Source organism: Mesorhizobium sp. WSM4813, assembly GCF_055811555.1.
Map to the genome: position 1 here is coordinate 41,566 of NZ_JBVVQU010000020.1, position 25,794 is coordinate 67,359.

27 protein-coding genes are annotated in these 25,794 nt (G+C 58.8%); 17 read left to right on the forward strand and 10 right to left on the reverse strand.

What is annotated here, in order from left to right:
• Positions 1–48 precede the first annotated feature (48 nt).
• Positions 49–1,143, forward strand: coding sequence for a sensor histidine kinase (locus tag AC0L25_RS13775; protein ID WP_473595989.1), 1,095 nt, complete (start codon positions 49–51; stop codon positions 1,141–1,143).
• A 144-nt stretch (positions 1,144–1,287) separates the two neighbouring features.
• On the forward strand, positions 1,288–2,019 hold the full coding sequence (locus tag AC0L25_RS13780) for a DUF4336 domain-containing protein (RefSeq protein ID WP_473595990.1): 732 nt from the start codon (positions 1,288–1,290) through the stop codon (positions 2,017–2,019).
• 19 nt (positions 2,020–2,038) lie between these two features.
• Here AC0L25_RS13780 and AC0L25_RS13785 read toward each other — a convergent pair whose 3' ends face one another.
• Both AC0L25_RS13785 and AC0L25_RS13790 read right to left on the reverse strand, forming a co-directional pair.
• Complete coding sequence (locus AC0L25_RS13785) at positions 2,039–2,377, reverse strand: hypothetical protein (RefSeq protein ID WP_473595991.1); 339 nt, start codon at positions 2,375–2,377, stop codon at positions 2,039–2,041.
• Positions 2,378–2,499: 122 nt separating this feature from the next.
• Positions 2,500–2,721 (reverse strand): DUF768 domain-containing protein, encoded by a 222-nt coding sequence (locus tag AC0L25_RS13790; RefSeq protein WP_473595992.1) that lies wholly within the window; start codon positions 2,719–2,721, stop codon positions 2,500–2,502.
• A 492-nt stretch (positions 2,722–3,213) separates the two neighbouring features.
• Between AC0L25_RS13790 and AC0L25_RS13795 the strand changes: the two genes are divergently transcribed.
• The 4 genes from AC0L25_RS13795 to AC0L25_RS13810 all read left to right on the forward strand — a co-directional run bounded on the left by AC0L25_RS13795 (position 3,214) and on the right by AC0L25_RS13810 (position 4,894).
• A complete protein-coding gene (locus AC0L25_RS13795) occupies positions 3,214–3,405 on the forward strand; it encodes a hypothetical protein (RefSeq protein WP_473595993.1) in 192 nt (63 codons plus the stop codon).
• A 21-nt stretch (positions 3,406–3,426) separates the two neighbouring features.
• Positions 3,427–3,768 (forward strand): transposase, encoded by a 342-nt coding sequence (locus AC0L25_RS13800; protein ID WP_473596055.1) that lies wholly within the window; start codon positions 3,427–3,429, stop codon positions 3,766–3,768.
• 188 nt (positions 3,769–3,956) lie between these two features.
• Entirely contained in the window at positions 3,957–4,256 is a 300-nt protein-coding gene (locus AC0L25_RS13805; RefSeq protein ID WP_473595994.1) for a PRC-barrel domain-containing protein, read from the forward strand.
• Positions 4,257–4,564: 308 nt separating this feature from the next.
• Entirely contained in the window at positions 4,565–4,894 is a 330-nt protein-coding gene (locus tag AC0L25_RS13810) for a hypothetical protein (RefSeq protein WP_473595995.1), read from the forward strand.
• Between the two features lie 622 nt (positions 4,895–5,516).
• Here the strand turns inward: AC0L25_RS13810 and AC0L25_RS13815 are convergent.
• Complete coding sequence (locus AC0L25_RS13815; RefSeq protein WP_473595996.1) at positions 5,517–5,756, reverse strand: hypothetical protein; 240 nt, start codon at positions 5,754–5,756, stop codon at positions 5,517–5,519.
• A gap of 311 nt (positions 5,757–6,067) precedes the next feature.
• Between AC0L25_RS13815 and AC0L25_RS13820 the strand changes: the two genes are divergently transcribed.
• Genes AC0L25_RS13820 through AC0L25_RS13830 form a run of 3 tightly spaced genes read left to right on the forward strand, consistent with a single transcriptional unit; the run spans position 6,068 to position 7,898 of the window.
• Entirely contained in the window at positions 6,068–7,378 is a 1,311-nt protein-coding gene (locus AC0L25_RS13820; RefSeq protein WP_473596056.1) for an aminotransferase class I/II-fold pyridoxal phosphate-dependent enzyme, read from the forward strand.
• The gene (locus AC0L25_RS13825; RefSeq protein WP_473595997.1) at positions 7,375–7,716 is read left to right on the forward strand and encodes a GNAT family N-acetyltransferase; all 342 of its coding nucleotides are present in this window, start codon (positions 7,375–7,377) and stop codon (positions 7,714–7,716) included. The genes AC0L25_RS13820 and AC0L25_RS13825 overlap by 4 nt, the downstream gene beginning before the upstream one ends.
• On the forward strand, positions 7,653–7,898 hold the full coding sequence (locus AC0L25_RS13830; RefSeq protein ID WP_473596057.1) for a GNAT family N-acetyltransferase: 246 nt from the start codon (positions 7,653–7,655) through the stop codon (positions 7,896–7,898). The genes AC0L25_RS13825 and AC0L25_RS13830 overlap by 64 nt, the downstream gene beginning before the upstream one ends.
• Positions 7,899–8,072: 174 nt before the next feature.
• On the opposite strand, the gene AC0L25_RS13835 is transcribed toward AC0L25_RS13830, so the two are convergent.
• The 5 genes from AC0L25_RS13835 to AC0L25_RS13855 all read right to left on the reverse strand — a co-directional run bounded on the left by AC0L25_RS13835 (position 8,073) and on the right by AC0L25_RS13855 (position 13,542).
• Positions 8,073–9,584, reverse strand: a complete 1,512-nt coding sequence (locus tag AC0L25_RS13835) for a M81 family metallopeptidase (protein WP_473595998.1) — start codon at positions 9,582–9,584, stop codon at positions 8,073–8,075.
• 19 nt (positions 9,585–9,603) lie between these two features.
• The gene (locus AC0L25_RS13840) at positions 9,604–10,656 is read right to left on the reverse strand and encodes an ABC transporter substrate-binding protein (protein WP_473595999.1); all 1,053 of its coding nucleotides are present in this window, start codon (positions 10,654–10,656) and stop codon (positions 9,604–9,606) included.
• Positions 10,657–10,695: 39 nt separating this feature from the next.
• A complete protein-coding gene (locus AC0L25_RS13845; RefSeq protein WP_473596058.1) occupies positions 10,696–11,454 on the reverse strand; it encodes an ABC transporter permease in 759 nt (252 codons plus the stop codon).
• Between the two features lie 85 nt (positions 11,455–11,539).
• Positions 11,540–12,436, reverse strand: coding sequence for an ABC transporter permease (locus AC0L25_RS13850; RefSeq protein WP_473596000.1), 897 nt, complete (start codon positions 12,434–12,436; stop codon positions 11,540–11,542).
• 2 nt (positions 12,437–12,438) lie between these two features.
• Positions 12,439–13,542: an ABC transporter ATP-binding protein gene (locus AC0L25_RS13855; RefSeq protein WP_473596001.1), complete on the reverse strand. Its 1,104-nt coding sequence runs from the start codon at positions 13,540–13,542 to the stop codon at positions 12,439–12,441.
• A 268-nt stretch (positions 13,543–13,810) separates the two neighbouring features.
• Here AC0L25_RS13855 and AC0L25_RS13860 point away from each other — a divergent pair, with 268 nt between their 5' ends.
• The 7 genes from AC0L25_RS13860 (at position 13,811) to AC0L25_RS13890 (ending at position 21,728) form a co-directional block, all read left to right on the forward strand.
• Positions 13,811–14,512, forward strand: coding sequence for a GntR family transcriptional regulator (locus tag AC0L25_RS13860; protein ID WP_473596002.1), 702 nt, complete (start codon positions 13,811–13,813; stop codon positions 14,510–14,512).
• A 72-nt stretch (positions 14,513–14,584) separates the two neighbouring features.
• Positions 14,585–15,916, forward strand: a complete 1,332-nt coding sequence (locus AC0L25_RS13865) for an aspartate aminotransferase family protein (RefSeq protein ID WP_473596003.1) — start codon at positions 14,585–14,587, stop codon at positions 15,914–15,916.
• A 10-nt stretch (positions 15,917–15,926) separates the two neighbouring features.
• Positions 15,927–17,642, forward strand: a complete 1,716-nt coding sequence (locus AC0L25_RS13870) for an acetolactate synthase catalytic subunit (RefSeq protein ID WP_473596004.1) — start codon at positions 15,927–15,929, stop codon at positions 17,640–17,642.
• Positions 17,639–18,415, forward strand: a complete 777-nt coding sequence (fabG, locus tag AC0L25_RS13875) for a 3-oxoacyl-ACP reductase FabG (RefSeq protein ID WP_473596005.1) — start codon at positions 17,639–17,641, stop codon at positions 18,413–18,415. Before AC0L25_RS13870 ends, fabG begins: the two co-directional genes overlap by 4 nt.
• A 101-nt stretch (positions 18,416–18,516) precedes the next feature.
• Complete coding sequence (locus AC0L25_RS13880; protein ID WP_473596006.1) at positions 18,517–19,254, forward strand: response regulator transcription factor; 738 nt, start codon at positions 18,517–18,519, stop codon at positions 19,252–19,254.
• 264 nt (positions 19,255–19,518) lie between these two features.
• Entirely contained in the window at positions 19,519–20,235 is a 717-nt protein-coding gene (locus AC0L25_RS13885) for an antitoxin Xre/MbcA/ParS-like domain-containing protein (protein WP_473596007.1), read from the forward strand.
• Positions 20,236–20,600: 365 nt separating this feature from the next.
• Positions 20,601–21,728, forward strand: coding sequence for a porin (locus AC0L25_RS13890; RefSeq protein ID WP_473596008.1), 1,128 nt, complete (start codon positions 20,601–20,603; stop codon positions 21,726–21,728).
• A 349-nt stretch (positions 21,729–22,077) separates the two neighbouring features.
• On the opposite strand, the gene AC0L25_RS13895 is transcribed toward AC0L25_RS13890, so the two are convergent.
• On the reverse strand, positions 22,078–22,395 hold the full coding sequence (locus AC0L25_RS13895) for a hypothetical protein (protein WP_473596009.1): 318 nt from the start codon (positions 22,393–22,395) through the stop codon (positions 22,078–22,080).
• 42 nt (positions 22,396–22,437) lie between these two features.
• The gene (locus AC0L25_RS13900; RefSeq protein ID WP_473596010.1) at positions 22,438–23,991 is read right to left on the reverse strand and encodes an FAD-dependent oxidoreductase; all 1,554 of its coding nucleotides are present in this window, start codon (positions 23,989–23,991) and stop codon (positions 22,438–22,440) included.
• Between the two features lie 699 nt (positions 23,992–24,690).
• On the opposite strand from AC0L25_RS13900, the gene AC0L25_RS13905 reads away from it, so the two are divergent.
• Positions 24,691–25,539, forward strand: a complete 849-nt coding sequence (locus tag AC0L25_RS13905; RefSeq protein ID WP_473596011.1) for a LysR family transcriptional regulator — start codon at positions 24,691–24,693, stop codon at positions 25,537–25,539.
• The last annotated feature ends 255 nt before the right edge of the window (positions 25,540–25,794 follow it).

Sequence of the window (25,794 nt, forward strand, 5' to 3'; positions counted from 1 at the left end):
AGCCCATGACTGGTACTGTGCTTTTAAGGGAAAAGAACGGGCCCCGAGATGACATCTGATTCAGAGAAGGCCGTTGAGCAGTTGCTCGATACACCCGATCTTGCCACCGCTCTGGAAAGCGATCAGTTCAAAAAATTCCTCGACCAGGTGCCAATCGCGATTGCTGTTTCGGACTTGAGCGCGAAAGAGCGCGTGGTCTATGCCAATCCGGAATTCGAAAAACTGTCAGGTCTAACGGCGGCCGCGCTTACCCTGCAGAATTGGGCAGCACTCCCTGGTATCGGCCTCCATCAGCACCAGGGCCGGCCACTTGGCGAAGCCGTGGTTGAGGGGACCGATTTCGTCGGCACCTTCCGGCTGGAGCGCGAAGCGGGCAGGGCCGTAGTAACTGACGTTTATTCAAACATCATCGTGGACGACAATGGCATGCGGTGCTTCCGGTTGGTGGCTCTGGTCGACGTGTCAGCCCATGGTGAAAATGACGACGGGCGCCCGGTGGAGGAGCTCGTTCGCGAGAAGGACACGCTGCTGCGCGAACTCCAGCATCGGGTGAAGAACAACCTCCAGATGATCACGGCGTTGATCCGTCTCGAAACCCGCAACGCCACAGAGCCCGATCAGAAGCGGTTTGAGAGGCTCGCCGGGCGTGTCGACGCTCTGGCCATCCTCTACCAGACGCTATCGGCCGACGAGCAGAAGGAGGAGGTCGATCTTGGCGTCTATCTCAGCCAGATCGCGTCCGCGGTGATGACTTCCCACGCCGTAGAGGGTATTCGCCTCGACATGAAAGTGGACACATATCCGGTTTCAATAAACGTCGCCATGCCGGCGGGACTGGTCGTGAACGAATTGCTGACCAATTCACTAAAACATGCTTTCCAGGGGCGCGAAGGCGGCACGATAACGCTGCACAGCGTCGTAGATGGCGACGGCTGCCGGGTCATCGTTGCCGACGATGGTATCGGCCTGCCGGAGGGCGAATCATGGCCCAAGACCGGCAAGCTTGGCGCGCTGATCGCCCGCTCGTTAGCCGAGAATGCCAAGGCGCAGTTCGACGTAAAGTCGAGTGCTGGCGAAGGGACTGCGGTCACTATCATCTTTAAGCGGTCCGAGGCAGAAAGGTCCGCTCTGAAATCCATCTGAAGTGCTGCTGCTCGACCGTTGTTACGCTGCAAGGCTAGTTCGGCTCGACCTACCGCATCAAGGCGCTTAGCCGCAGCGCGCGTGAAGCTTCCTGCCTCTGCGACGGCGTGTTGCGCCAGCTCCAAGCTGAATTGGAGCACAACCATGAAGTCCGAAGACGCCACCTACCCTCCTCTTGATGTCGCCAAGCCTGTCGCCCCGGGGATCTGGATCGTCGATAGCGGACCGCTTAGCGTGATGGGCATCCCAGTCCCGGTGCGCATGACCGTTATCCAGCTCGGGAATGGCGGTCTCCTGCTGCATTCACCAACACGGTTCGCCTTTGAGCTGAGAAAGCAGCTCGAGCAGATTGGTCCGATAGTGCATCTGGTTGCGCCCAACAGTGCACACTGGACCTTCCTCAAGGAGTGGCAGAACCATGTCCAGGGAGCGTCGACTTGGGCCGCTCCGGGCTTGCGCCATCGGGCACAGGTCCGCCGGGCTGGCGTCAGGATCGATCACGATCTGTCCGCAGCGGCGCCGGAAGCCTGGTCGAAAGATCTCGACCAGGTTCTCATTCCAGGAGCCGGTGGGTTCACCGAAGTCGCGTTCTATCACAAGAACAGCCGAACTATGGTGCTTACGGATCTAGTTCTGAATCTCGAGCCGGAAAAGCTGCCGTTCATCATCAGGCCGGCGGCGCGACTCTTAGGCGTCACGGCACCTGTGGGGAAGGCCCCCATCTACCTGCGGATGATTATCAAACGGAAGAAGGCGAAGGCGGCCGCGGAGCGCCTCGTGGCGTTTCAGCCAAAGCGCGTGATCTTCAGCCATGGCCGGTGGTTCCACGAGGATGGGACGACACTACTTCGCCAGTCGCTGGCCTGGCTTCTCTGAGGGGCCGCAGAGAAGGTGGTCAGCAGGAAGTAGCCATCAACTCCCGTTGCCGTTCCCATTCGACGGGCAAACCCCTGACGAGCGCCTGGAGCTGAACCCCCATGGACTGCCGTCCGTCGAGTATGGCTTCGACCAGCCCGGGCGCGAGCAGCGTCAACTGGAGCACGTGGGATACGAAGGAGCGGTCAAGCCTTTCGGCCGCGGCAAGTTCGATCACTGTGGCGAACTCGCCTGTTTCCGGCATGTGTTTCCACTGGAACGCTTGCTGTTCGACGCCCAGCCGGAATGGGTCCGGTTGATCTGCATCTGGTGTTGCAAATGCGTCGCTGCTGGCGGTCGCGCCGTGGCCGGATCCCAATGCCGCCCGGCCGGGGCAGGCCCAACAAGGCGATCTACCCCGCCCCCGAAGCGGCGCCGGCCTCTCCCCGCCAGCGATCAACCGAAAGCTGACAGATTAGGCCGGCTCCCGTGGATAACCCTCTATTCCGGCAATCCCGGATCGGAATGCACAATGGCATCAACTATGGTGCGGTAGAAACTGTCGACTTCCTCATCGATCTCTTCACGCCTGATGCCCACTGACTTTGCGTCGGCAAACAGCTTGTGCGTCAGCTCATTGATCAAAATCAAATCCGGCCGGGCCGTTTCAGGAACGTTGTTCGCAATCCACTTGTGCAGGAAGGTGATGCCACGTGCGCTCATCTGGGCATAAGCTACCGAACGGATATTAGTTCCAGCTTGAACACGCGTGCGTAGGCTGGGGCGCTGGGGCGCGACCGGTATGTAGAAGACCCGCCGCTACATTTGCGAAGCGACGGGACCCCATGAGTGCCGTGCATTGGGGTACCCGGCATTGCTGACCGTGCAATTGCGGTGCCAGACGGATTGACCCATCGCGGGGCACCTTATGATTCTACACAGCGGATGACCGCCCACGTACTTCATTTGCATGTTTCGGTTACATTAGAATTAACTCATATATATTCAGCCATGCGAGCTCCCCTAACGCTCGCTGGTCAGGCCCGGCGGTCTCCCCCTAACCGCAAGCCGCTGGGCCGCTCGAGCTCGCGCAACGGATGGCGGGACTTCATGATCCGGATTAAAAGCGGGTCGATTGAATGTCGACTTTTGCCGTAAAAGTTTCGGGCCGGAACGCTTGCTCGTCTCGAGGGTTGGGATGCGGGAGATGCAGGCATGGCCAAGCAGCCGTCCATCGCCGGAATATTGCGACTTACCTCTGACCAACTGAAGAGAATCCGGAAACGCGTCGCCGATGCCCTGGTGGGCCTCGCCAAAGAAATGGCCGATCGGCAACTGGCCGAGTTAGAAAGGCCGGCAGATGAAAACGACGGCTCTGTGCAGGACGGTGACGGTGCAAAGGACTGAGCGTCGTGACCGCCTCCTCACATTCCGCGATCACGGAATTATTCGAATCCTACCGCGGCATTCGCGCCCGGGGCCACAGTAGTGGCGGTGGCGCGTCAGTACGATGTCGCGACCAGCCTGATCTATAAGTGGCGCCGCGCGGTGAGAGCCCGCGAGTCGGGCTTTGCGGAAGTTGTCGTGGCTCCCGATGAGACCTCACGCACCAACAAATTCGAGTTGGTGCCGATCAGTTCGATCAGCAGCCGAGCATCAGGTTCCGAGATACCTGTTTGCTCGGCCAATCGCCGGGCAAGAATCTCGACGACAGACCTGCCATCCGCCCTTTCCTCGCTAGCATCCCCGCTCATAAGCAGTTCCTTTTGAGCCGAACGCAAAACTGGCCGGATGTTTCGTTGCGGCAGCCCCAAAAATCTGCCGCTCTGTCCAGCGAGAGACCGGATTGGCAGGCTGTCGCGAAACATCGAGATCACATTTGACGTCTACCGGGCTTCCTGCGGAACAGATGGCCTTGCCGGGGATTAAGGCCAATCGAACCCACAAGGAGCCAGGCAATGGACCACACCAATCATGTCCGCCTAACTGAGGCGGAACTCACACCCGATATTCTCGAGGACGCCACGATCTACGGCCCCGATGATGAGAACATTGGATCGGTCTCACGTGTGGACGGCACCGGGAGTACCGCCACAGTCATCATCGACGTCGGCGGCTTCCTCGGTATTGGCACGAAGTCAGTAGCGGTTCCTGCCAGCCAACTAGAGTTCATGCGGGACGAAGACGGCGATGTTCACGCGGTCACCACATGGACGGAGGACCAGCTCACGAACATGCCGGAGTATACCGACACCTAAACAGTATCGAGCGTGAAGGTCGACGCCAACGCCAGCTCATTCAGGGCATCGGCGAAGGCGCCGACCTGATCGTCGGATTATGCATTGGAAACCGAGCAGACCTCGTCGAGGAAGGTTTCGTTCCACAGTCCTCGCATCAGCTTCACATCGCCCGCTTCGGCTTGCAGATGCCGGCTTGGCGCGGACCGCCTTTTCGCCGGTCAGGCCAACAGCGGTCACATTGTAGCGGATGCGAACTTCTGCTCCGGAACAAAGCGACCTGCTGCCAGTTGTTTTCCTGGGCACCTTCCGCAACGAGGACAAATATTATGAAGACATCAGCTTTGATCTTCGCAGCCCTGATCTCGATGAGTGCCGGGACAGCAATGGCTGCCTGCCCTGAAAATTCGGCGTCGTCCAATGGCACCGAGCAGACCGCAGGGATCTCGAAGGATGGTACGCATGCGCCGTTAGAGGAACCAAAATCGGCAACACCCGACAACAAGGACTCCGCCCAAAAAGACGGATCGACCATGCCTATGGGGACTGAAGAGGGTGGCGGCAACAAAAACTTGGCCACTTCCCAGCAGGACGTTGAAGCCCAGCAAGAGGGCAAGAAAACCGCTGCTGCTCAAGCCGACGATAATTGCAAGGACTAGGTGAAATTGCGGCGCGTGGTTTCGGCCACGCGCTGTCTACGCCGCCGCCTTCTGCCTTGCGACCTGCTGGCGCCGGCGCTCATTTCGCTTGGCTGCCAAGAGAAGTCGTTATGCCCCGATGAAAATTTGCGAAGGCGTCGCATGCGATTCAGACATTCAGGCAATCTCGTTCGCCCGCATATTCTGTGACTGTCGCTGAAACATCCCTGATTTCGTGGGTGTGATGCAACAGCCTGATTTCGGCGCTTTCGCTATTCTGCGATGTCCTGCGGGCGAGAATTCCTGAAATTTGCTGCAAAGCGCCTTTTTCCGGTCTCGTCCGGTGAACGCCCTCCACCTTGAAACACCAGCTCCGGAACGAGAGGAGCCACTCATGCAGCGGCTCGAGTCGCTGAGTTCCTGTGCCGGCGGCATGACGCCGATGCCGGCCCCATAATGCCTTGCGCTCTTCGGAGCGGATCAGCTTGGGAGCGAGCTTGTCGCCGACCTCCTTCCGCCAGCCGAGCCTATCGGTGTAGCTGTGGACAATAGGGCAGCTGCTGCGCCCCGCGCCGCGGCCGGCCCGACAAGCTCACGGCGAGCGCGCTCGATCTCAGCCGCCCGGATGAACTTGTCCGCGATCTCACCGATGTTCATGGCGTGCCTTCTTTTCCTGGCTATTCTGCTCTTCACCACCGTCTGTACGGTTGAGTGTCACCGTGCCCGTGATCAGGGTGTTCCAGTCCGGGCCGTGTTCAATGAGGTTATGAAGCTCGGAAATCTCTTCTAGAAAATGCTCGATCGTAATGGGGCCGTTCTGGTGGCCATAGACGAGAACCGCTTTCCAGCGCTTGTCGCCATGAAGTGTTACGACGTTACTCATGCCGAATATCTCCTGTGGTCATAGAACAAATCCGGCTGGATTGCCCACGGGCCAATGCTTTGACCACCCGCTCGTATAGCATGCCGTCAAGTGCAAACCTTAGTGGCACGACGCCGCGAAGATCCAGGTGCCCTGCCCTGCCCGTCGCGTGCGTAATGGTTGTCATCAAAGGTTGTCGCAAAATTGTTTCCGGCTTTATGGAATTTCACGGGCCAGGCGCCGACTATTTGAACGTCGAGACATGGCGCCGGAACTGTCCCTTCATCGGACCCCGTCCTCTGACTCGTCGCGTCGAGCGCTGGAGGAATTCGATGGTCAGTCAGTCTGCCGGAAATAGAGCGAAGAGCGACAGGCGCGCAAGCCGGAACACTCAGGGCCTGATCGAGAACGCAAGCAGCCATTTCGCCGCTGCGCGCCTCCAGGGGCTAATGGCATTGTATGCGCGTCCACTGGCGGGGCGGGGCGTCGCAATCAGCATTGGCCAGAATCAAGAACGTTCGGTGGTCGACTACGTCCGCTGCTCCTATCTTGGCCTGGATAACCACCCAAAGCTCATTGGCGGCGCGCTTGACGCGATCGAGCGCTATGGAACGCTACACTGGTCGTGCGCGCGTACGCGCCTCAACTTCGGTTTGATCGGGGAGTTGGAAGACAGTCTGTCGGATCTGTTAGACGCCCGCGTGATCGTCTACACAACGGTGCTAGCCGCCAATATGGGCGCTCTTCCCATCCTGGCATCCGGGCATCTTACCGGCGGCAAGAAGCCTGTGATGGTTTTCGACCAGTTCGCGCATGCCTCATTGGCCTTTCACAAGGGCACGATCGCCGAAGAAACCGAAGTCGTTACAATCCCCCACAACGACTTGCAGGCACTCGAGGCGATCTGCCGCGACCAAGGCGCTGTCGCCTACATCTGTGACGGCATTTACTCGATGGGTGGCGGCGCGCCGATCGAGGATCTGCTGGCTCTACAGCAGCGTTACGGGCTTTTCCTCTATATCGACGATGCCCACGGCATCTCGATTTTTGGTTGCAACGGCGAAGGCTACGCCCGCTCTCAGATTGCGGGCCCACTCGGGGATCGCACCATCATTGCGGCCTCGCTCGGAAAGGGCTTTGGCGCGTCTGGAGGCTTGATCATGCTGGGCACCTCGCGACAAGAAGAGCTGTTTCGCAGCTTTGCCATCGCGCACGCATTTTCGGCCTCGCCGAATGTTGCGGCTATCGGTGCCGCACTGGCGTCGGCCGAACTGCATCGCACCCCCGAATTGCATCGCCTGCAATCGACGCTCCAGGACAGATTGCAGCTGTTCGATGGACTGTTCGCGACGCGCGGAGCCCAGAGCAAGCTCCCGATTCGCTTAATAACTATTGGCGACGAACTGGTCTCGATCGGGGCGGCTCGCGCCATTCTCGACCGCGGCTTCTACGTGTCGGCGGTCTTCTTTCCGACTGTCCGGAGGGGCGAATCCGGATTGCGCATATGTCCCACTGCCGGACATTTGCCTGAAGACATCGAGCGTCTGAGCGAGGCGCTTGCCGCGATTGTGCCAACTGAAGGGGCGACAGAGCCGCCGACCTCGCTTGCATCGAACGCCACAAGGGCGGGAGAAGGTCGTTGACTGTTCTGGAAACGGATCGGCTCTTCCTGCGCCCTCTTCAGCCATCGGACGCGGAAGCGTTGTTTCAGCTTCACCGCGATCCACTCGTCGTTCGGCTCACAACGGAGGGTCAGCCGATGACCCGCGTCCAGTCGGACGAGCGCCTCGACCTTTATCTTCGGGAGGAGAGAGAATTCGGACTGAGGTTCTTTGCCGTCTTCGAAAAACAGAAAAACGGCGATCTTCTTTTCGCCGGCGATGCGGCCTGCGCAGCTTCAAACATGACGCCGTCGAAATCGGCTATTGCTTCTCCGGGCGCGCCTCGGGACGTGGCTTGGCGACCGAATCCGCCGGTCTGATCGCTGCCGACGCATTTGGCAGGTTGGGTTGCCGCAAGCTGGTCGGATTGGTCCGGCCCGCCAACCAGCAATCGCAAAAGGTGCTCAAGAAACTTGGCTTCAAGCAGAACCGTATGACACGGCATCGCGACGTCGATTATCTGAGTTTCGAACGGAACAAAAGTGAGAGTGCGCGTATCTGAAGTATTGAATCATCTACCCCGCCAGCGGCCACCCAGAGTCGTTCGAGCCTCAGAAACCGTGATTTGCAGCTGAAGCCATCGTGGCGTCGGTCTGAGTTCACGCACCTAGTTTCAGCTCGGAGCGTTGCCTGGCGGGCGTTGTTGCACGTTCGCATCTGGAACAAGGGCCGCAGATTATGATGCCGCCCTGTCGAAAATGCGCGCATTGACCACAGGATCACCAGTATCGTGCTCCGGCCAGAAGCGAGCTCTGCGATAGGTGAGCGAGCCCTTGGTGTAATACCCGACCCCTGGCGTGCGGACCAACAGCGGCGTGGCTGCGGCGCCGAAATTCAGCTTGAAATGATATCCAGACTTGACCACGAAAAAGTCTTGTGAGGACAGATCGATGCCCTGGCTGGTGAACACGGCAGGGTCGTGACTGAACGCTGCCTTGGTTGTCAAAACGACGAGCAGCCGACGATCGATTTCCACAATGGCGGTCCGTCCCATGCTTGAAGGTTCGCCGCCTTGGAAGGGACCGGCCAGCGTAAATTCACCGCTGCTCAGGTGGATGACTTTGCCGGTGATCGGCAAGGGCCTGAAGCCTGGAGTGATCCGACCGCCCACAGCGCATGACATGACGTTGCCCTCTCCAGCTTCGAAGGCCATGTCAACGCTTTGCGGATCAGTGATGGGGATAGCCCCCCGCAAGCCGCCCTCATCGCGTTCCAAGGCGGCGGCCAGGATGGCTGTGCTGTCGCCAGGAGCGCCGGCAAGCACGCGGTCGCCCATATCAGCGAGCACAAAAGGCCGGCCGGTGCCGGCTTTGGCAACGGCGTCGAGTGCCTCGTCAATCGACAACAGGTTGTCAGTGAAGCGGGCCCGCTTTTCCCAGAAAGCGCGAGCGAGCGAATCCGCCACCAGCTCACCTTTTTGCCCGGCATCATTCGTCAAGACGATGGCCGCTTGGCCAATGTCCTCGTCGTCTGCATAGCGGAATACGTTAAAGAGGGAGATGTCCCAGATTGCCGGACAATCCTTCGCGGCGATGCGCGCCTGGTCATGAATCTCGCGCAAAGGGCCTGCGGCTGTTTCTGCCGCGCCCGGCAGAATCATCGGTATCTTGGCCATGGCTGTCACAGGGCGCAAGGAGCCGTTGAGCATCGCCAAAAGATAGGCAGCCAGCTTCTCACCGCATTCGATAACGTCGGAGTGCGGATTTTCCTTGCAGCCTATGCAGATGTCGACGGCAGACAGCATGGCATCCGTGACATGCGCATGGAGGTCAAGCCCGATTCCGATCGGCACCGTTTCGCCCACAGCGGTTCGGAGCCCAGCGAGGAGATCTCCTTCTGCGTCGGCGCGGAGTGTGGTTCCCATGGCGCCATGCAGTTCGAGCGCAATCGCGTCAGGTCTGAGCGTTATGGCGTCGGAGATCAGACGTTGCTTGACCTCGACGAAAAAGGCGTGATCGACCAGTCCGCCTGGAGGCGCGACAACCGAAATGCTGGGCAGAACGTCTGCCTGCTCCTTCAAGAGCTGCTGAATGATACCAGCCAGGGTCGACCCCGAAGACCCGGCAGCTGACATCAGCTCGTCGCCTTCCGATATCTGGAAATCGGCTGCGGAAGTGGGCTGCGGATTAAACCCGTTCGACTCGTGCCATATCCGTGCGACCAGGACACGCGGCGCAGATTTGCTCATGATCAACCTACCATTTTGTTCACTGCTGAATCCAAGCGTTCCACCGCTCAAGCAATAGGGCGGCGTTGTCGTTGATCCATTTGGCATCTGGAATGACGGGACTGTTTTGGGGATCTGTCGTATTCGGCATGTCGGCGCGCGCTTGTGGGGACATCAGCTTGATCGCCTCGCCGCTTGGCGGCTTGCAGGATAAGAATTCGCAGACCTTCGCTTGGGCAGCCGGGGTGTTCAGCCAGTATTCGGCAAGTTTGAGCGCGTTCTCGCGATGCGGTGCGTTCTTGATAAGTGCGATCCGGTCCCCGACAAGGAAAGATGCGGCGTGTGACCATGCAACAGGCAGGCCTTCACTTTTCAGAGCCTTGGCGCGGGTCAGCCAGATCTGACCGATCACATATTCGCCGTTGCGAAAGCCCTGCATGCTTTGATCACCGGTCTTCCACCATAGCGCCACCGCCGGTCGGACTTGTTCCAACTTCGCCAGGGCCCGGTCGATATCGAGCGGAAACAGTTTTTCTGGGCTCACGCCGTCGGCAAGCAGGGCCGCGGCCATAACGCGCCAAGGGTCACTGAAGTCGGGAAAGGAGCGGCCACCCGGGAATTTCTTGAGGTTCCACATGTCTGCCCAGGTCTGCGGTGTTGCACCGGCGAACGCATCCGCGCGGTATGCCAGAAGGGTGGAATTCGAGAGCAACCGCACACCCGCTGCGGTACAAGAATCCGGCTCGAGATGAGCGTGTGTGGAAAATTCCTTGCAAAATTCCGAGAGGTTCTCGGCGTAAAGCAGGTGTTGCTCGGAAGCCGCCTGTATCTCCCCTTGCAGATAGAGGTCCCAGCTGACGTTGCCGGTCTTGACCATGGCCGCAGCCTTGGCGCGCATTTCAGCGTTTGTGGCTGCAACGGTGACGACCTCAATGCCCGTCTTTGCCGTAAAGGGATCGAACCAGGCGTCCCGCAGTGCCTTTTCGTATGCGCCACCGGTCGTCGCGACCACTATCTGCTCGGCGGCAGCGCCACCACCCAGGGTGGCCAAACCTGCAGCTGTTGCAATCACTTTCTGTAAAGTCCAAGACATCGAAGTTCCTCCCGCGTCTGGTTTGTTAAGCCCCAATCTCTAGCGCTGCCGGGTGCTGGCTCTGATCGCTACCATCAGCATGAGCGACACGCCGGCAAGCAACGTCGAGACCGCGGCAATCACTGGTGTGAGATTGAAATCGATGTCCTCGAACATCTTCCGGCTGATGGTTTTCCCGCCTGTGTCGGAAATGAAAAAGGCCACCGTCGCTTCGTCAAAGGAAGATAGAAAGGCGAACACTGCCGCGGCAGCGACCGAAGGCGAGATGTTTGGCAGCACAATGAGCAGAAACGATCGCGTCCGGCTGGCCCCACAACTAAGTGCAGCAAGTTCCAGCGTGAAATCGAACCGTTGCAGTGCAGCCGTCACGGTGATCAGCACATAGGGAACGGCCAGTACGGTGTGGGCGACGAGGAACCCCACGAAATTTCCTGTCAGCTGCAAGGGCGCGAAAACCAGGTAGAGTGCCACACCGAAGACCACGTGGGGGACCACCATGGGCCCAAGCGAAAGCGCCTGAACGGCTTGTTTACCCGGCAGATCCCCGCGCGTCAGAGCAATTGCCGCAAGTGTGCCGATGACTGTTGCGGCAAGGCTGGTTGCAAGCGCGATTTTCAGGCTGAACCAAGTTGCGGCCATCCAGTCCGGGTCGGACAGGTATTCGCGATACCAGTGCAGCGTCAGCTGGCGGGGCGGAAACTCGATATAATCGGCGGTCCCCAGTGAGATCGGCAGAATGATGAGGGTTGGCAGGACAAGGTAGAAGAGAACCAGGGCGAGCACCGCGCCTTGCAGCAGAACGGCGACCGCAGCTGCCCAAGGCCTTTGCCGGATGGTGACGCGACAGCCGGTTATAGGACTTGCCTGACGGGGATATCCGGTTTCAATCGACACTTGCAAATCCTTTGGACATGGAAAAGGCCTTGCGGAAAACCACCACCATTGTCAGCGTCGCGATCAGCAACGTCGTCGAGAGGGCGGCGGCGAATGGCCAGTCGAGAAGGACGGTCGCCTGCTGGCCGATCAGTGTGGCGACGATCAGGGTGCCTGGGCCGCCGACCAGTGCCGGGGTGATGTAGAAGCCGAGCGCGAGAATGAAACACATGACGCATCCGGCAAACACGCCGGGCAGGCTGAGAGGCAGGGTGATGCGCAAGAATGCCGTTGACGCCCCTGCCCCGAGGTTGCGGGCGGCGCAGACATACTCTTGCGGGATCGACCGCAGCGCCGCATAGATCGGCAACACCATGAATGGGAGAAGGACTTGGGTCATTGCCAGGATAACCGCCCCTTCGTTGTAGATGAGCTTGAGAGGCGCTCCCACCAGTCCGAGTTCCGCTATGAGGTTGTTGACCACGCCATTTCGCTGCAGAAGCACGATCCAGGCATAGGAGCGTACTAGCACCGGCAACCAGAGAGCGATGAAGACCGCGGCCGTCGCAACCGCCGCCAGGCGCCGTTTGAGGCTCGCCATAGCAAGGGCGACTAGATAGCCAAGCACGAAGGAGGCGATGGTGACGAACAGCGCTATTCTAAACGTTCGCGCCATGACCGAAAGGTAGATCGGCTGCTCGATGATCTTGCGGTATGCAGTGAAATCCAGTGCCGGCATAAACAGGCTCAGCTTGATCAGCGCTCCAATCGGATACAGGAAACCCACCGACATCAGCAGCAGCAACGGAGCGATCAGAGCAAGCGATAACGCCGGCGAATAGCGGTTCGTCGAGCCGCCCGGTAGCTTGAAGCTCTGATCGTTTGGCTTGAAATGTACGTCAGCCATGATCAGGCCTCAGGCGCTGCAAAGACATGGAAGGCTTCTTTGGCGGCATGCACGCCAACCCGTTCGCCCCGTCTGAAAGGACCAACCGAAGTGGAGGCAGGAAGCTGGATTTGCACGATGGGCTGACCGATCGTGGCAAGGCGCACGAGATACAGGCGGAACGCGCCGACAAAGATTTCCGCGTCGATATGGCCGGGTATGGCAGTCGCTGAATCTATTTGTGCGAAGGACAGGCTTTCGGGCCGGACGGCGAGTTTGACGGCCCAACCCCGTTGCAGGCGGCCCGCAATGTCCAAGGACGGGGACGGGGCGGCGATGGTGATCCTGTCCGATATGCGGATGTGGCAAGTGCCGGCTTCGTCGCGCTGGCATTCGCCATCGATGAAATTCATCTTTCCGACGAACTGGGCGACAAAAGCTGACCGCGGTCGATGGTAGATGTCCGCCGGGGCGCCGAGCTGGACGAGATTGCCACCAGACATCACGGCCACACGGTCGGACAAGGTCATTGCTTCGTCCTGGTCGTGGGTGACGTAGACGACGGTAGCGCCGAGCCTGGACTGGATCCGTTTGATTTCGAGCTGCATGGCCTCGCGCAAGTTCTTGTCGAGAGCGCCGAGTGGTTCGTCCATCAGCAGAACAGGGGGCTCGCACACCAGCGCTCGGGCGACAGCGACGCGTTGCTGCTGGCCGCCCGAAAGCTGGTTTGGATAGCGGTGGTCGAAACCGACCAACTGCACCAGATCGAGGACCCGCCTCACGCGATCCTTGATCGCGAGACGCTCCACCCGGCGCATGCGCAAAGGGAAGGCGACGTTCTGGTGAACGGTCATATGCGGAAACAGCGCATATTTCTGAAAAACCATACCGATGTTGCGCCGGTTGGGTGCGGCTGCGGTGATATCGCGGCCACCAATCGAGATCCGGCCAGAGCTCGGCGACTCGAACCCGGCGATCATGGTCAGCAGGGTCGTCTTGCCGGATCCCGACGGTCCCAGCACCGACACGAACTCGCCTGCTGCAATGTTGAACGATATGTCCTCAACGGCAACGGTTGGCCCGAAGCGCTTGCTAAGGGATTGGAGAGAAAGTGTTTCGCCGATCAAGCTGGTGTTCCTCCTACGAAGAATGCGGCTCGCGACCATCAGAACCGCTGGTCAAGGACCGAGGCCTTGTCATTGCCGTCCGTGCGAGCCCGGATACGGCTTTGACACCAGTTCCCCTCGTCGCCCCCAAAACAGAGGGTCGAGATCCAAAACATAAGACGGGAGACCGGATATATGATAATCCAGATGTCACACAAAGTTCACTTTACCTTCACAGTGCAAGTTTGATGCAACAAAATTTTCACCCTGTCAACTTCAGGATTTCTTGATGGCCCCCAGCACCCAATTCGTCACACAGGATGACAGACCGCCGGCTCGCCTGGGTGATCGCGTCTATCAGCAGATCAAGGAACAACTGATCAGAGGCGCCTATGGCCCCGGCGACAAGTTGACCGTTCGCGGTCTCGCGGAGGCCTTGGGGGTGAGTTCCACGCCGGCAAGGGATGCCATCAACCGCCTGGCTCTCGAGGGCGCGCTGGTCTATGCCGGACCCAAGACGGTTATTGTTCCGTCTCTAGACCCCGAAGCTCTTGAAGAAATTACACTTATGCGTCTGGCTCTTGAGGGCCTTGCTGCCGAAAAGGCCGCCGCTCGCGTGGCAGACGAGGACATCGAAGCGCTCAAAGAGACTCAATTAAGGATCAACGCCGCCCTCAATGACAGGCGGTATGCGCAGGCGTTGTGGAGCAACAAGGAATTCCATTTTTCGATCTACAAGCTTTGCGGCATGCCTCATCTGCTGGCTACGATCGAAACGCTGTGGTTACGGATCGGAGCCTCATTTAATGATCTCTATCCAGAATTCGCCGAAGCAAAATATGGCGTTCACAACCACATGGCTGCGCTGGAGGGACTGGCCGAACGTGACGGCAGCGCCGTTCGCGCGGCGATTGAGAGCGACATTCGGGACGGGTATCGACGCATGAGACACGCCAATCGCGAACGCGCCGGACAATCGCGATCTTTTTGACGTTTTATGTTGCGTCAAACCATTTTGTGTGTTTTTTGTTGCAACATAACTGGGTTGCGACGGAAATGATCGATGACGACACAACAGGATTGGCTGAAACAGGCCAGCCAGGCTTCCAATCAGCTTTTCGACCGGGGGCTTCGCGTTTTTCCCGATGGCACGACACGGGTTACCGTCGAGCGTGATCCGGTCCCGCGGTATGCGAGGGCGGGTCGGGGCGCTTACCTGGAAGACGTAGACGCAAACCGTCTTCTCGACCTGAACAATAACTTCACCACGCTCATTCACGGGCACGCCTACGCACCCATCATAGAGGCCGTTTCAGCACAGCTTGCCTGCGGAAGCTGTTTTGCCAACCCGACCGAGCATGAAATCACCCTTGCCGAACTTCTGATCGATCGTATTCCGTCGATTGATCATATCCGCTTCGTCAACAGCGGCACCGAGGCGGTAATGTTCGCGATAAAGGCGGCGCGTGCATTCACTGGCAGGCCTGGCATCGCGCGCATTGAAGGCTGCTTTCATGGTGCCTATGACTGGGCAGAAATAGGTCAAGCAGGAACACCTTCCAGTTGGGGGCCACCAGAAGATCCGGTGCCGGTCCCGCTATATGCTGGGGTGCCGGCGACTGTCGCCGATGACGTGCTCATTTTGCGGTTCAACGATGTCGAAGGTTTGCAGCGCCTGGAGGATACCGCCGACAGACTGTCATGTATCCTTATAGATCCCATGCCCAGCCGCGCCGGCCTGATCGCAGCAGAGCCAGACTTCCTCAGGGCACTGATGGAAGCGGCACGCAGACATGGCGTCCTCATCATCGCTGATGAGGTGCTAAACCTGCGTCAGGGCTACCAAGGCGCGTCTGCCAGATATGGGCTCAAGCCTGACCTTGTCGCAATGGGCAAGATCATTGGCGGCGGCTTTCCAATAGGCGCCATCGGCGGTCGAGAAGACGTAATGGGCGTTTTCGGCACTCGACAGGCCAAAGGGAGTTTACCGCAAGGGGGCACGTTTTCGGCGAACCCGATATCGATGCTCGCCGGCTCCATAGCCATGCAGGCGTTGACGAGGGACCAATTCGATCGGCTCGAACGATTGGGCAACGAAGTCAGGGCCGGCCTATGTGATGCGATCAAGCGCCATGGCGCGCGGTTTTCAGTAACTGGCGCAGCTTCGCTTTTCCGGATTCATCCGAAGGAAAAACCGCCGCGCGAGTTCAGGCAAGCATTCTGCAATGGAGACGAGGCAGCAACGTTGACGAGATTGCATCAACATTTCCTGGCGTCTGGAATCCTTTTGCCAAATGGCGCAGCGGCCTCATTGTCGACGCCCATGGGGGCGGCAGAAACGACCATGATCGTCGACTGCTTCGCCGATTTTCTCAGACTAGCAAACCAACCTTGAAGTGGGGCCGATGTCAGCAGATCTCTCCAACACGGTTGCCGGCCGCATTGCGCTGGCACTCAGACGCCATGACGTCTCTCATATTTTTGCACAGAGCTTGCCATCCGCGGTCATCCTGGCGGCGGAGGCATTGGGAATCCGGCAGATCGCCTACAGACAAGAAAACATGGGCGGCGCAATGGCGGATGGATATGCCCGTCGCTCTGGAAAGATCGGCGTAGTGGCCGCGCAAAACGGGCCAGCCGCCACGCTGCTGGTCCCCCCTCTGGCAGAGGCACTGAAGGCCAGCATACCAATCGTAGCGATCGTGCAGGATGTCGAGCGCGCTCAAGCCGACCGCAATGCTTTCCAGGAACTCGACCATCTGGGGCTATTTCAGTCCTGCACCAAATGGGTGCGCAAGGTTGTGGTGGCGGAGCGGATCGAAGACTACATCGACGCTGCGTTTGCCATTGCAGGGTCAGGGCGACCGGGCCCCACTGCGCTTGTCTTACCGGCAGACCTGTTGCGCGCGAACTGGACTGGCACGGAATTCGAGCGAACAGCCAATCTCGGTCACTGGCCAATTGACAGGTTGCGCCCCTGCGAACGCGATATCGCCGCCGCAGCCGGACTTTTGAGCGATGCAAAATTGCCGGTCGTCATCGCCGGCGGCGGTGTGCATGCGAGCGGGGCGTCAGCCGAACTTGCTCTGTTTCAGGACGAATGCGCACTTCCTGTTTTCACGACCTTCATGGGCAAGGGAGCGGTCGACGAATTTCATGAGCTCTCGGCCGGAGTCCTTGGTTCTCTTGTTGGGCCCTGTTCGCTTGGGTGTCATTCGGTAGCGCTGTTAAAGGAAGCAGACGTCGTATTGCTGGTCGGCACCCGCACCAACCAGAACGGCACGGACAGCTGGACGCAAATATCTGCTGACAAAGCGATCATCCACATCGATGTGGATCCGGCGGAAGTTGGCCGCACCTACGAGGCAAAGGTGCGCCTGGTTGGCGACGCTGCCGAAACCCTGCGCGCGTTGCGCATTGCGCTTTGCCAATCCGATCTTTCGCGACGGCTCACCGCCAGGAGCGTGATTGCAGGTCGTATAGGCAGCTTCTGGACGCAATTTCATGATGCGCGTTCAAGCCGCTTGGAAAGCGAGAGGGGGGCAATCCGCCCCGAGCGGGTTATGGCCGAACTGCAGGCCCAGATTACGCCGGACACGACCGTCGTGGCCGACGCTAGCTATTCGTCGATGTGGGTCGCCGGCCAATTGCGCGCGCGGTCGCCGGGGATGCGATTTTTGACTCCGCGTGGTCTGGCTGGGCTTGGGTGGGGAATCCCACTCGCCATTGGAGCCAAGGTGGCGCGACCGGAATACCCGGTGGTAGTCATCGTCGGCGATGGTGGATTTGCACACAGTTGGGCTGAACTTGAAACCATGGTTCGCTGCAAACTTCCAATCACGGTGATTGTGCTCAACAACGGCATTCTTGGCTTTCAGCGGGACGCCGAGTCAGTCAAGTTCGGTGCCTTCACGAGCGCGTGCCATTTGGGTCAAGTCGATCATGCAATGATCGCCAGAGCCTGCGGCTGCACGGCGGTTCGGATTGAATCGGCGGACCAGATTTCTGATGCATTGCGCACCGGCATGGCTGCAAATTCTCCTTTTGTCATCGAAGTCATGACCGATCCAGCTGCTCATCCACCATTGTCGCTGTTTGCGGAGGTCGATGCCGCAGCATGATCGATAGCAGCCATTCGCAGATCGCCGTGATCACCGGCGGCACCACCGGGATAGGACTCGCGACCGCGCGTCTACTTCTTAGTCGAAATTACCTGGTTGCGGTATTCAGCCAGAGTTGTGAAAGCGTCGAGTCTGCGCGCGACGAACTGGCCCAGGAGTTCGGCGCGGAGCGGGTCTTCGCCCAACGCGTTGACCTAGGGGTACCGGCGCAGATTGCAGAGTTTTTTTTCGCACTTCGCGCAAAATGGGGTTCACCGCACGCACTAGTCTGCAATGCAGGTGTTTCGCCAAAGGGACGTGAAGGCGCCACCCCCTTTAACGAGATCCACTTGAAGGAGTGGAACGAAGTGTTGGCCGTCAATTTGACCGGTGCAATGCTTTGTTGCCAGGCAGTCGGCCCAGCCATGATGGAGGGCGGTTTCGGCCGTATAGTGTTGATCGGCTCCGTCGCAGCGCGGACAAGGCCCAAAATTGCGGGGGCGAGCTACGTCGCTTCAAAAGCAGCGCTGTCGGGACTGACCAAGTCTCTCGTTGCTGCTTATGCTCCTTTTGGCATCACCGTAAATCTGGTCGCACCCGGCCGAATCCTGACGAACATGGCCGGAGAACCGAGCACGCCCACCAACAAGGCAGCACTTGCCGCCATTCCGGCCGGCAGGCTCGGCCAACCCGATGATGTCGCGGCCGTTGTCGAATTTCTGATCTCTCGCGAAGCCGGTTTTGTGAATGGTGCGGTCGTGGACGTTAATGGCGGAGAATTCCTGCCTCTGTAGTGGGCTGATCAAGGCGATCCGGCGAGCCGACGGGTGCGGCGGATGCGCAATGACAACGATTTGAATCGTAGAAATGTGCGAACGCGACGGGAGGTGTCAAAATGAAACCTGTTGTGGTGTTGAGCTCTGAAGACGCAGAATTCTGCTTTCTGCTCCAATATATCCTTGAGGCCGAGGGATATGCGGTCTGTCTGGCTAGCAGACCGGATCAGGTGGTCCGTCTTGCGGATCATCCCAATACACGTGCGATCCTTCTTGATTGCCTGTCGGATAATCTAGGGGCGATATGTGAAGGACTGAGACGCGGCGCACTAACAGGGCGCGTTCCGATCGCGGCACTGGTTAGCGCCAGCAGCGAACGTCACATCGACTTGATAGAAGCCGGTATCGATGACAGCCTTGTCCGTCCTTTGGCGCCTGCCAGACTGCTGCAGTTTCTGAAGAACGGTGCGACCAGTGGTGTATATGGCGAGGATCTCGGCCAACTAGGATCAGGCAGGACGCTGCGACAGCTAGAGATCGAAATGAACCTTGCCAGCCAAAGCGTCAGATGCAATGGGCGGCCGCTGGATCTGGCGCCGATCGGATTCCGGCTGTTGCAGTATTTTCTTCGGTTTCCGAACACGGTGCACAGCAGACCATCGCTTATCGCGGCGGCATGGCGCGGAACGAGGTCAGTCGATCCCCGCACTGTCGACGTACATATCGGGCGATTGCGGCAGGCGTTGCGGCCATTAAGCGGTTACGACGCAATCCGAACAATCCGCGCGGCCGGTTACGTGTTGGAAGCCCGCGAGACCCGCAGCGCCAAAGGCCATCTCAGCATTAGCGTGCTGTAGAGGACTGATTTTGTCTGAAGCTCTCTCTTGCTTTCTCAACTGGTGTCCAACCCCCGGCACCTATCGCGCCGGGCGGGCGGGAACGCATGAACCCTCCGAACCCGAAGAAAAGCAAGGTCGCCGGCTTGGTTCTACAAGCACTTCCGGTGGATGGACAGAAGAAACGGCAACGGAATGTGCCTCATTCAATCGAAATCATAGTCCCGAAACGCTGAGCTTTGCTCAGGACTGTTCCTTTCCCGTCCTCAGCGTTGGCGACACTGCATGATTGACTGGCCCAACTCCGAACCCAAGCACTACGTAGATGAATTCGAAACCTTCATAGCGCTGGAGGTCGAGCGTGCACTGGCTCGGCGCGCCCAATCGAGAAAAACCTCGATCTCAGCCGGCAAGATCGCTGGCGGAGTCGCTGCGGCCGTGGCGCTTCTTCCTCCTAACCATTTGCGCGCCATCGACGCTATGCAGGACGACCTACCCAGGCTGGCGTCAGAGTTAGTTAAATCGCTTGCAGCCAAGGCGATGCTTCGTTTGGAAATGAGCCTTGTCAGCCAGGCGCAAGATGCCCCAGCCGCCTCAACTCCAGGCGAGCCACGACAAGTTTTCCAGGATTTGTCGCATCAGAGGGACGAGCTTGAGACGATATTGATCGGGGATTGGGCTGGGCAGGTAGTGGGGCAGACGTACTTGGAAGAACAGCTTCGTATACCCCGATCGACACTCCATCTATGGAGGCGGCATAATGAGGTGGTCGCATTGAGGACGGGCGCCCGTAAGCATGTGTTTCCTTTGGCGCAATTCGTAGACGGCAGGCCAGTTCCCGGCATAAGGGATGTGCTCTCCTGCTTCGCGAATCCACGACGAGCATGGTTCTGGCTTAAGAACCCGTCGGCCTGTCTTGGCGGCCGGACACCCATCACCATGCTCCGGCAAGATTTGGTCGTAGAGGTCGTCTCAGCCTTGCGCCAGAACTCGTCATCCTAAAGCGCCCTAAGCTGCTGCCAAATCAACATCCAGGCGGCACACGATCGCGTGCCACCACCTATCTTGTGGAACCACCAGTAGAATAAAAAAATATGCACACATTGCACGCCGTACACGAAATGTACTAACTGAACTACATGAACAAAGTTTCGAGATATTTGTGTTGTTTACGCAACATCTTATTATGATATTGATCAAATATTACTCGTTCCAAAAGTGATTTATTGAATCTCTACATCACTAGTTTCAATCTGATTTAGAGATTGGTGCGGGGTCCCGTCCTTCTCGATCACGGGCGCGGGTGGGACGCTGTCCTTCAGTAAAAAGGCCCAAACCCTTTTTTTAAACCTTTTGGAGGTACAAAAATGAACTTGACAAGCCTTCTACTCGGCCCCGCTGTGGCCGTAATCGCAGTTTCCGGTACGCGCGCTGCCGAAGCCGTAGTCGCGGAGCCAGAACACGCCGACTACGTCAAGATCTGCGATGTCTACGGGGCTGGCTACTTCTACATTCCCGGCACCGAAACCTGCCTGCGCATCGGCGGTTATGTCCGCTACGACATCGCCGCCGGCGACACCGGGGCGTTTGATGGCGTTAATCATGTTCCAGACAAGATGGGCAGCGGCACCAACTCTGCCTGGGAAATGAATGCCCGCTTCACGGTGAAAACCTGGACCGGCCAGGAGACCGAGCTCGGCACTTTGAAGACCTATACCGAGACCCGCATCAGCTTCGGCAACAGCGGCGGCGACTATTCCGCAGGAGGTACCAACTGGCAGGCCCGCGACAAGGGTCTGACGCTGAACTTTGCCTGGATGCAGCTCGGTGGTCTGCGTGTCGGCAAGGACGAATCCGCCTTCAATACCTTCATCGGCTATGCCGGCAACGTCATCAACGACACGCTGGTTCCATATGGCGGCTTCGACACCAATGTCGTTCAGTACTACTTTGAGGCCGGCAATGGCTTCACGGCTGTGGCGTCGTTAGAACAAGGCGCCAGCGATAGATCGGGCGATACTTCGATCGACAGCTATATGCCGAATCTCGTTGGGGGCGTGAAGTACAAGCAACCCTGGGGTGCGATCACAGGGGTAGGCGCCTATGGTAGCAACTACGAAGAGTGGACCGCGAAGGTTCGCTTGGACGTGAATGTGGCCCAGAATCTTACGCTGTTTATCATGGCGGGTTACGGCACCGATAGGAACACGTTCACAGGCCGCAACTTCTTCAAGCAGTGGGGTGGGAACTGGGCGGTCTGGGGTGGTGGCACCTACAGGATCAACGAGAAGACTTCGTTCAATGCCCAGATCTCAAGCGACCAGCACAAGAACTTGGCCGTCGCGACGAACATTGCCTATGACATCATGCCCGGAGTCAAGGTAACGGGCGAAATTGACTACCTTAGAGTGGGTTCGGACGACACTTACAACTGGACCGGTGCTACCAACAAAGCCAACCTCGGCGGCATCGTCCGCTTTCAGCGCTCGTTCTGACGGGCAGCCGATGCAAGAGATGGCCCGCAATGAAAATTGTGGGCCGTGTCAGCTCCTACAAGCAGCGAATCGGAATCTAAGGATCTGCGTTTAGCGCTCTGCCGGCCCAACGAATTGCCCGGCCGCCCACACCGATGATCGCGACGTTGATTGGCGCGGGAATGACTGTTTACCGCACAACTTAGACGCCTGGCTTCTATTGGAAGATTGTCGCTACGGCTGGCCCGTGACCCCGTCCGCTCCATGTGTCGAGCGGACAAGTCGCCACGTTGCGGGCGCGTGCGCCTAGGCTCCCCAGCTGAGGAATATCCGCCGAGGCAGCGCTGGTCACGCAGCTGACTGCAACGCGCTACGAGGCTTGTGGGTTCATTCCATTCTGGTCGAACATCAGACGGGCAGTGCCCCCCTTTGCAATCAGCCTCCTGCGGATATCCTGCATTTGCTCCGCCTGCTGTTTGCTATAAGGCCCCATGGGGCGGGTTATTTTGTCCCCGCAGCGGACATTGCAATACCAGTTGTTACCGACCGCATAGATTTCGACGGATGTTGGGCTCGACTCTCTGTCCATGACATCGTCGATGAACTTGACGAGCGCCGAATAGCGCTGAGGCGATGTAACCGGGTGTACGCCGCTGCCGGTGTTGGGTTCCTGCTGCATTGTTGCCATGAGGCTAATCCTTTCCATCACCGCGACCTCGTGATTCCGCTTTTATGCGAGGTGCTTGCCGAGAGCGCTTCCCTGCGCCCCCTGATGTTCCATGGCCACCTCGGCCTCCAGGTTTTCGATATCCCGGAAGATTGATGCGACTGCCAGTGTCCGCCCATTGCGCTTGAACCGGAGAAGGCAATCTCTGGCCGCAATGTCGCCGTCGATCTCGACCATGTCCCAATGCTCGGCATGGCCGACATAGTTGATCGAAACATCGTAATGCTGGCTCCAGAAGAATGGTACACCGGCATACTTCTCCCGCCGGCCAAGCATGTTGAGCGCCGCAGTTTGCCCCTGTCTTTCCGCAACCACCCAATGCTCGACTCGGATGTTTTCGCCCGTGTGCGGATCGGGCCACCGGGCTATGTCGCCAGCCGCGAAGATCCCCTGCACGCTCGTTTCGAGATAAGCATTCACGATCACGCCACGGTCAACGCTCAGTCCCGCCGCCTCGGCAAGGCCCGTGCGCGGACGCACGCCGATGCCGGCGACGACGAAATCCGCGGGCAATGTGCCACCGCGCTCGAGTCTGACCGTCGCCCCGCCGATGCTGCTCGCCCTATCCTCCAGGTGAAAGACGACGCCGTTTTCCTCGTGCAGGGTGCGGATGAAGTCGCCCATCTGCGGGCCAAGTATCCGCTCCATCGGCCGCTTGTCCGGCGCTACAACGTGAACCTCGATATCACGGGCCCGAAGCGCCGCCGCAACCTCAAGGCCGATGAAGCTGGCGCCCAGCACCATGACGCGGCGCGCGGTCTTGGCGCTGGCGATGACTGCCTTGCAATCGGAAAGTGAACGCAACGTGTGCACATGCGGCTGGTCGGCGCCGGGGATGGTCAGTTGGACGGGCTCGGCTCCCGTTGCGAGCAGCAGCCTGTCGTAGGGAATTCTGCTTCCGTCCGCGAGCACCAGCTCGCCGGAACCGGCGTTGATGCCGGTTACCTTCGTCTCGAGACGGAGATCGATTTCGTTCTTCGAATAAAAGCTTTGCCCGCGCAGCGGAATCCAGTCCTCCGGCGCCTTGCCGGCGAGGTAGTCCTTGGAAAGATTGGGCCTATCGACGGGCGGCACCTTGTCGTCGCTGAGCATGACGATGCTGCCTTGATATCGTTCGCGGCGCAGTTTCTCGGCCGCGGCAAAACCGGCCGCGCCGCCGCCGACGATCACGATTTTATCGGGAGCCCGGGTGGGGTATTCATCACCCGGCTTCGGTGTCACCCCTTTGCGTTTCTCGCCTATGAATATTTTGCCTTCTCGCTGTTCGACCGACCAGCTCGCGAGCGGACCGAAGGCGGGGGCGCGCAAAGCCTCGCCCGTGCGCAAATCAAAGCACGCGTGATGCCATGGACAACGGACGGTGTCGTCGACCACCAGACCATCGGCAAGCGGCCCGCCGTAATGTGTGCAAGTCGGGCTGACTGCGAACACCTCGTTCCCGCGGCGCACCACCATCACCTGCTCGTCGCCGCAATGACCGACGAGCTTGCCGCCATCGGGGAGATCAACAAGCGCGATGCCCTCAACGAGATCCGGTCTGTTTTGGCTTTCAGCCATTGTTCCTTCTCCCCTAGGTGAAATGGGCGATGTTACAGGCCTTTGCGCCTGGAAACGCGAGCTTCGGATTCTATCTGCCGGCAACTTCGGATTTCTCTGTCGCGTACCAGCTGTGTCCTTCGAGCCGGTGGGCTGCGTTTAAGCGAGTGTCCGAGCATTTCGGGCCTCACGCAAACGAATTTAACCGGCAATTGAGTGCAACTTTTATGATCGCTCAATATATCCGCTATGGTTGCCAGCTCCCCGCTTGAAGAATTCCGCCGACGGCATCCGGAGGAGATCCGCGAACATCGCGAAGTGTTCGACCGATTGCGCGACCGGGCGCGGAAAGGTCCTATTACCCTGTCTACGCGGCCCATGACGAGACCCACAACGATGCCGTCGTGCTCCGGGATCCTGCTGACGCGCCGATAAACCCGACTGTGGGCGTTCTTCAGATGGCGGATGCGTCATATCCAGTCCTTCCCCCGCGGGCAGCCGAATGCCCACTACATGCCTGGGTCACGTGACGCGCTCAGATCCAGCATCTACACCTCTAGCAATGCGGAGCATCCTCCGCATTCGGCACTCGGGGCGTCGCCGTGCGGCCTGATTCAGGCGCCGACCTCGGCTCTAGGTTCACCGAAGCGTACCGCGCAGGCCACCTATCTGACAAACGAAGCTGATTGACATTTGAATGCAAGTTTTATGCTATGTCGGATGGACATCGAACTCGCGCGAACTTTCATCGAGATCGTTTCGACCGGAAGCTTCATCCGGGCTTCGGAGCGGCTGAATGTCGCTCAGACCACCGTGAGCGCCCGAATCCGCAGCCTCGAGCAACAGCTGGGACGTGCGCTTTTCATTCGACATAAGGGCGGAGCTTCGCTCACTCCGGCAGGCGAGCAATTCCTGCGTCACGCTCCGATGTTCGTCCAGCTATGGCAGCGTACGCTTCACCAGGTTGCCGTGCCGCCAGGCCGGCGCGCCGTTCTGACAGTCGGTAGCGAGGTCAGCCTTTGGCAACCGCTGCTCCTTGACTGGGTACGATGGATGCGCCAGTCGCTGCCGGACATCGCGCTTCGAGTGCATGTTGATGTGCCGCAGGATCTGATCAATCAAGTTGCATCGGGGATGGTCGACGTCGCGATCATGTACGCGCCCCAGCATCGCCCGGGTCTGAAAATTGACCTGCTCACGGAAGAAAAGCTCGTGCTCGTGACCACCGATCCCGAAGCGCGCCTTCTAGGCGGCCCTGAGTATGTGTATACGGATTGGGGACCCGACTTTGTGCTTCACCACGACATGAATTTCCCGGATGTCGCACCGGATCTCTCTTTCGATCTCGGCCCACTTGCGCTCAGCTACCTTCTTTCGGCCGGCGGTTCCGGCTATGTCAGGATGAGTGCGGTGCAGCCTCATATAGCGGAAGGCAGGCTTCACCTCGTGCCCGAGATGCCGCAATTCTCCTATCCGGTCTACGCGGTGCAGTCCGCCAGCGCGGATGAAACCGTTGTAGGGCCAGCCATGGCTGGACTGCATTCCATTTTAAACGACAGCCCCGATTAGGTCCAACTTCGGCAGTGAGCTTTTTGCTGACGCTGTTGTCGTGCATTCGTTGATGACCACCGGTCAGGCTCGACGGCGAGATCAAGCAACGAACCTGCATTCAAGTGGCAATAACTTTCGTTGGACCTAGCACACTTTTCGGTAAACACTCGGGCATCGATTGCAGTCTCCGAACTCAGGCCCAGTGGCACTTGCCACTGGAAAGGGCGCTTGCATGCCTCCCCATACTTCTTCCAGATCCGAGCTCCCGATTTC

What these genes read in the sequence shown, in the direction of transcription:
- AC0L25_RS13775 (WP_473595989.1), top strand. Translation starts at nt 49, where the DNA reads ATGACATCTGATTCAGAGAAGGCCGTTGAGCAGTTGCTCGATACACCC.
- AC0L25_RS13780 (WP_473595990.1), top strand. Translation starts at nt 1,288, where the DNA reads ATGAAGTCCGAAGACGCCACCTACCCTCCTCTTGATGTCGCCAAGCCT.
- AC0L25_RS13895 (WP_473596009.1), bottom strand. Translation starts at nt 22,395, where the DNA reads ATGGCAACAATGCAGCAGGAACCCAACACCGGCAGCGGCGTACACCCG.
- AC0L25_RS13865 (WP_473596003.1), top strand. Translation starts at nt 14,585, where the DNA reads ATGACGACACAACAGGATTGGCTGAAACAGGCCAGCCAGGCTTCCAAT.
- AC0L25_RS13890 (WP_473596008.1), top strand. Translation starts at nt 20,601, where the DNA reads ATGAACTTGACAAGCCTTCTACTCGGCCCCGCTGTGGCCGTAATCGCA.
- fabG (WP_473596005.1), top strand. Translation starts at nt 17,639, where the DNA reads ATGATCGATAGCAGCCATTCGCAGATCGCCGTGATCACCGGCGGCACC.
- AC0L25_RS13815 (WP_473595996.1), bottom strand. Translation starts at nt 5,756, where the DNA reads ATGAGTAACGTCGTAACACTTCATGGCGACAAGCGCTGGAAAGCGGTT.
- AC0L25_RS13835 (WP_473595998.1), bottom strand. Translation starts at nt 9,584, where the DNA reads ATGAGCAAATCTGCGCCGCGTGTCCTGGTCGCACGGATATGGCACGAG.
- AC0L25_RS13900 (WP_473596010.1), bottom strand. Translation starts at nt 23,991, where the DNA reads ATGGCTGAAAGCCAAAACAGACCGGATCTCGTTGAGGGCATCGCGCTT.
- AC0L25_RS13850 (WP_473596000.1), bottom strand. Translation starts at nt 12,436, where the DNA reads ATGGCTGACGTACATTTCAAGCCAAACGATCAGAGCTTCAAGCTACCG.
- AC0L25_RS13790 (WP_473595992.1), bottom strand. Translation starts at nt 2,721, where the DNA reads ATGAGCGCACGTGGCATCACCTTCCTGCACAAGTGGATTGCGAACAAC.
- AC0L25_RS13795 (WP_473595993.1), top strand. Translation starts at nt 3,214, where the DNA reads ATGGCCAAGCAGCCGTCCATCGCCGGAATATTGCGACTTACCTCTGAC.
- AC0L25_RS13905 (WP_473596011.1), top strand. Translation starts at nt 24,691, where the DNA reads ATGGACATCGAACTCGCGCGAACTTTCATCGAGATCGTTTCGACCGGA.
- AC0L25_RS13885 (WP_473596007.1), top strand. Translation starts at nt 19,519, where the DNA reads ATGATTGACTGGCCCAACTCCGAACCCAAGCACTACGTAGATGAATTC.
- AC0L25_RS13880 (WP_473596006.1), top strand. Translation starts at nt 18,517, where the DNA reads ATGAAACCTGTTGTGGTGTTGAGCTCTGAAGACGCAGAATTCTGCTTT.
- AC0L25_RS13805 (WP_473595994.1), top strand. Translation starts at nt 3,957, where the DNA reads ATGGACCACACCAATCATGTCCGCCTAACTGAGGCGGAACTCACACCC.
- AC0L25_RS13840 (WP_473595999.1), bottom strand. Translation starts at nt 10,656, where the DNA reads ATGTCTTGGACTTTACAGAAAGTGATTGCAACAGCTGCAGGTTTGGCC.
- AC0L25_RS13860 (WP_473596002.1), top strand. Translation starts at nt 13,811, where the DNA reads ATGGCCCCCAGCACCCAATTCGTCACACAGGATGACAGACCGCCGGCT.
- AC0L25_RS13810 (WP_473595995.1), top strand. Translation starts at nt 4,565, where the DNA reads ATGAAGACATCAGCTTTGATCTTCGCAGCCCTGATCTCGATGAGTGCC.
- AC0L25_RS13820 (WP_473596056.1), top strand. Translation starts at nt 6,068, where the DNA reads ATGGTCAGTCAGTCTGCCGGAAATAGAGCGAAGAGCGACAGGCGCGCA.
- AC0L25_RS13870 (WP_473596004.1), top strand. Translation starts at nt 15,927, where the DNA reads ATGTCAGCAGATCTCTCCAACACGGTTGCCGGCCGCATTGCGCTGGCA.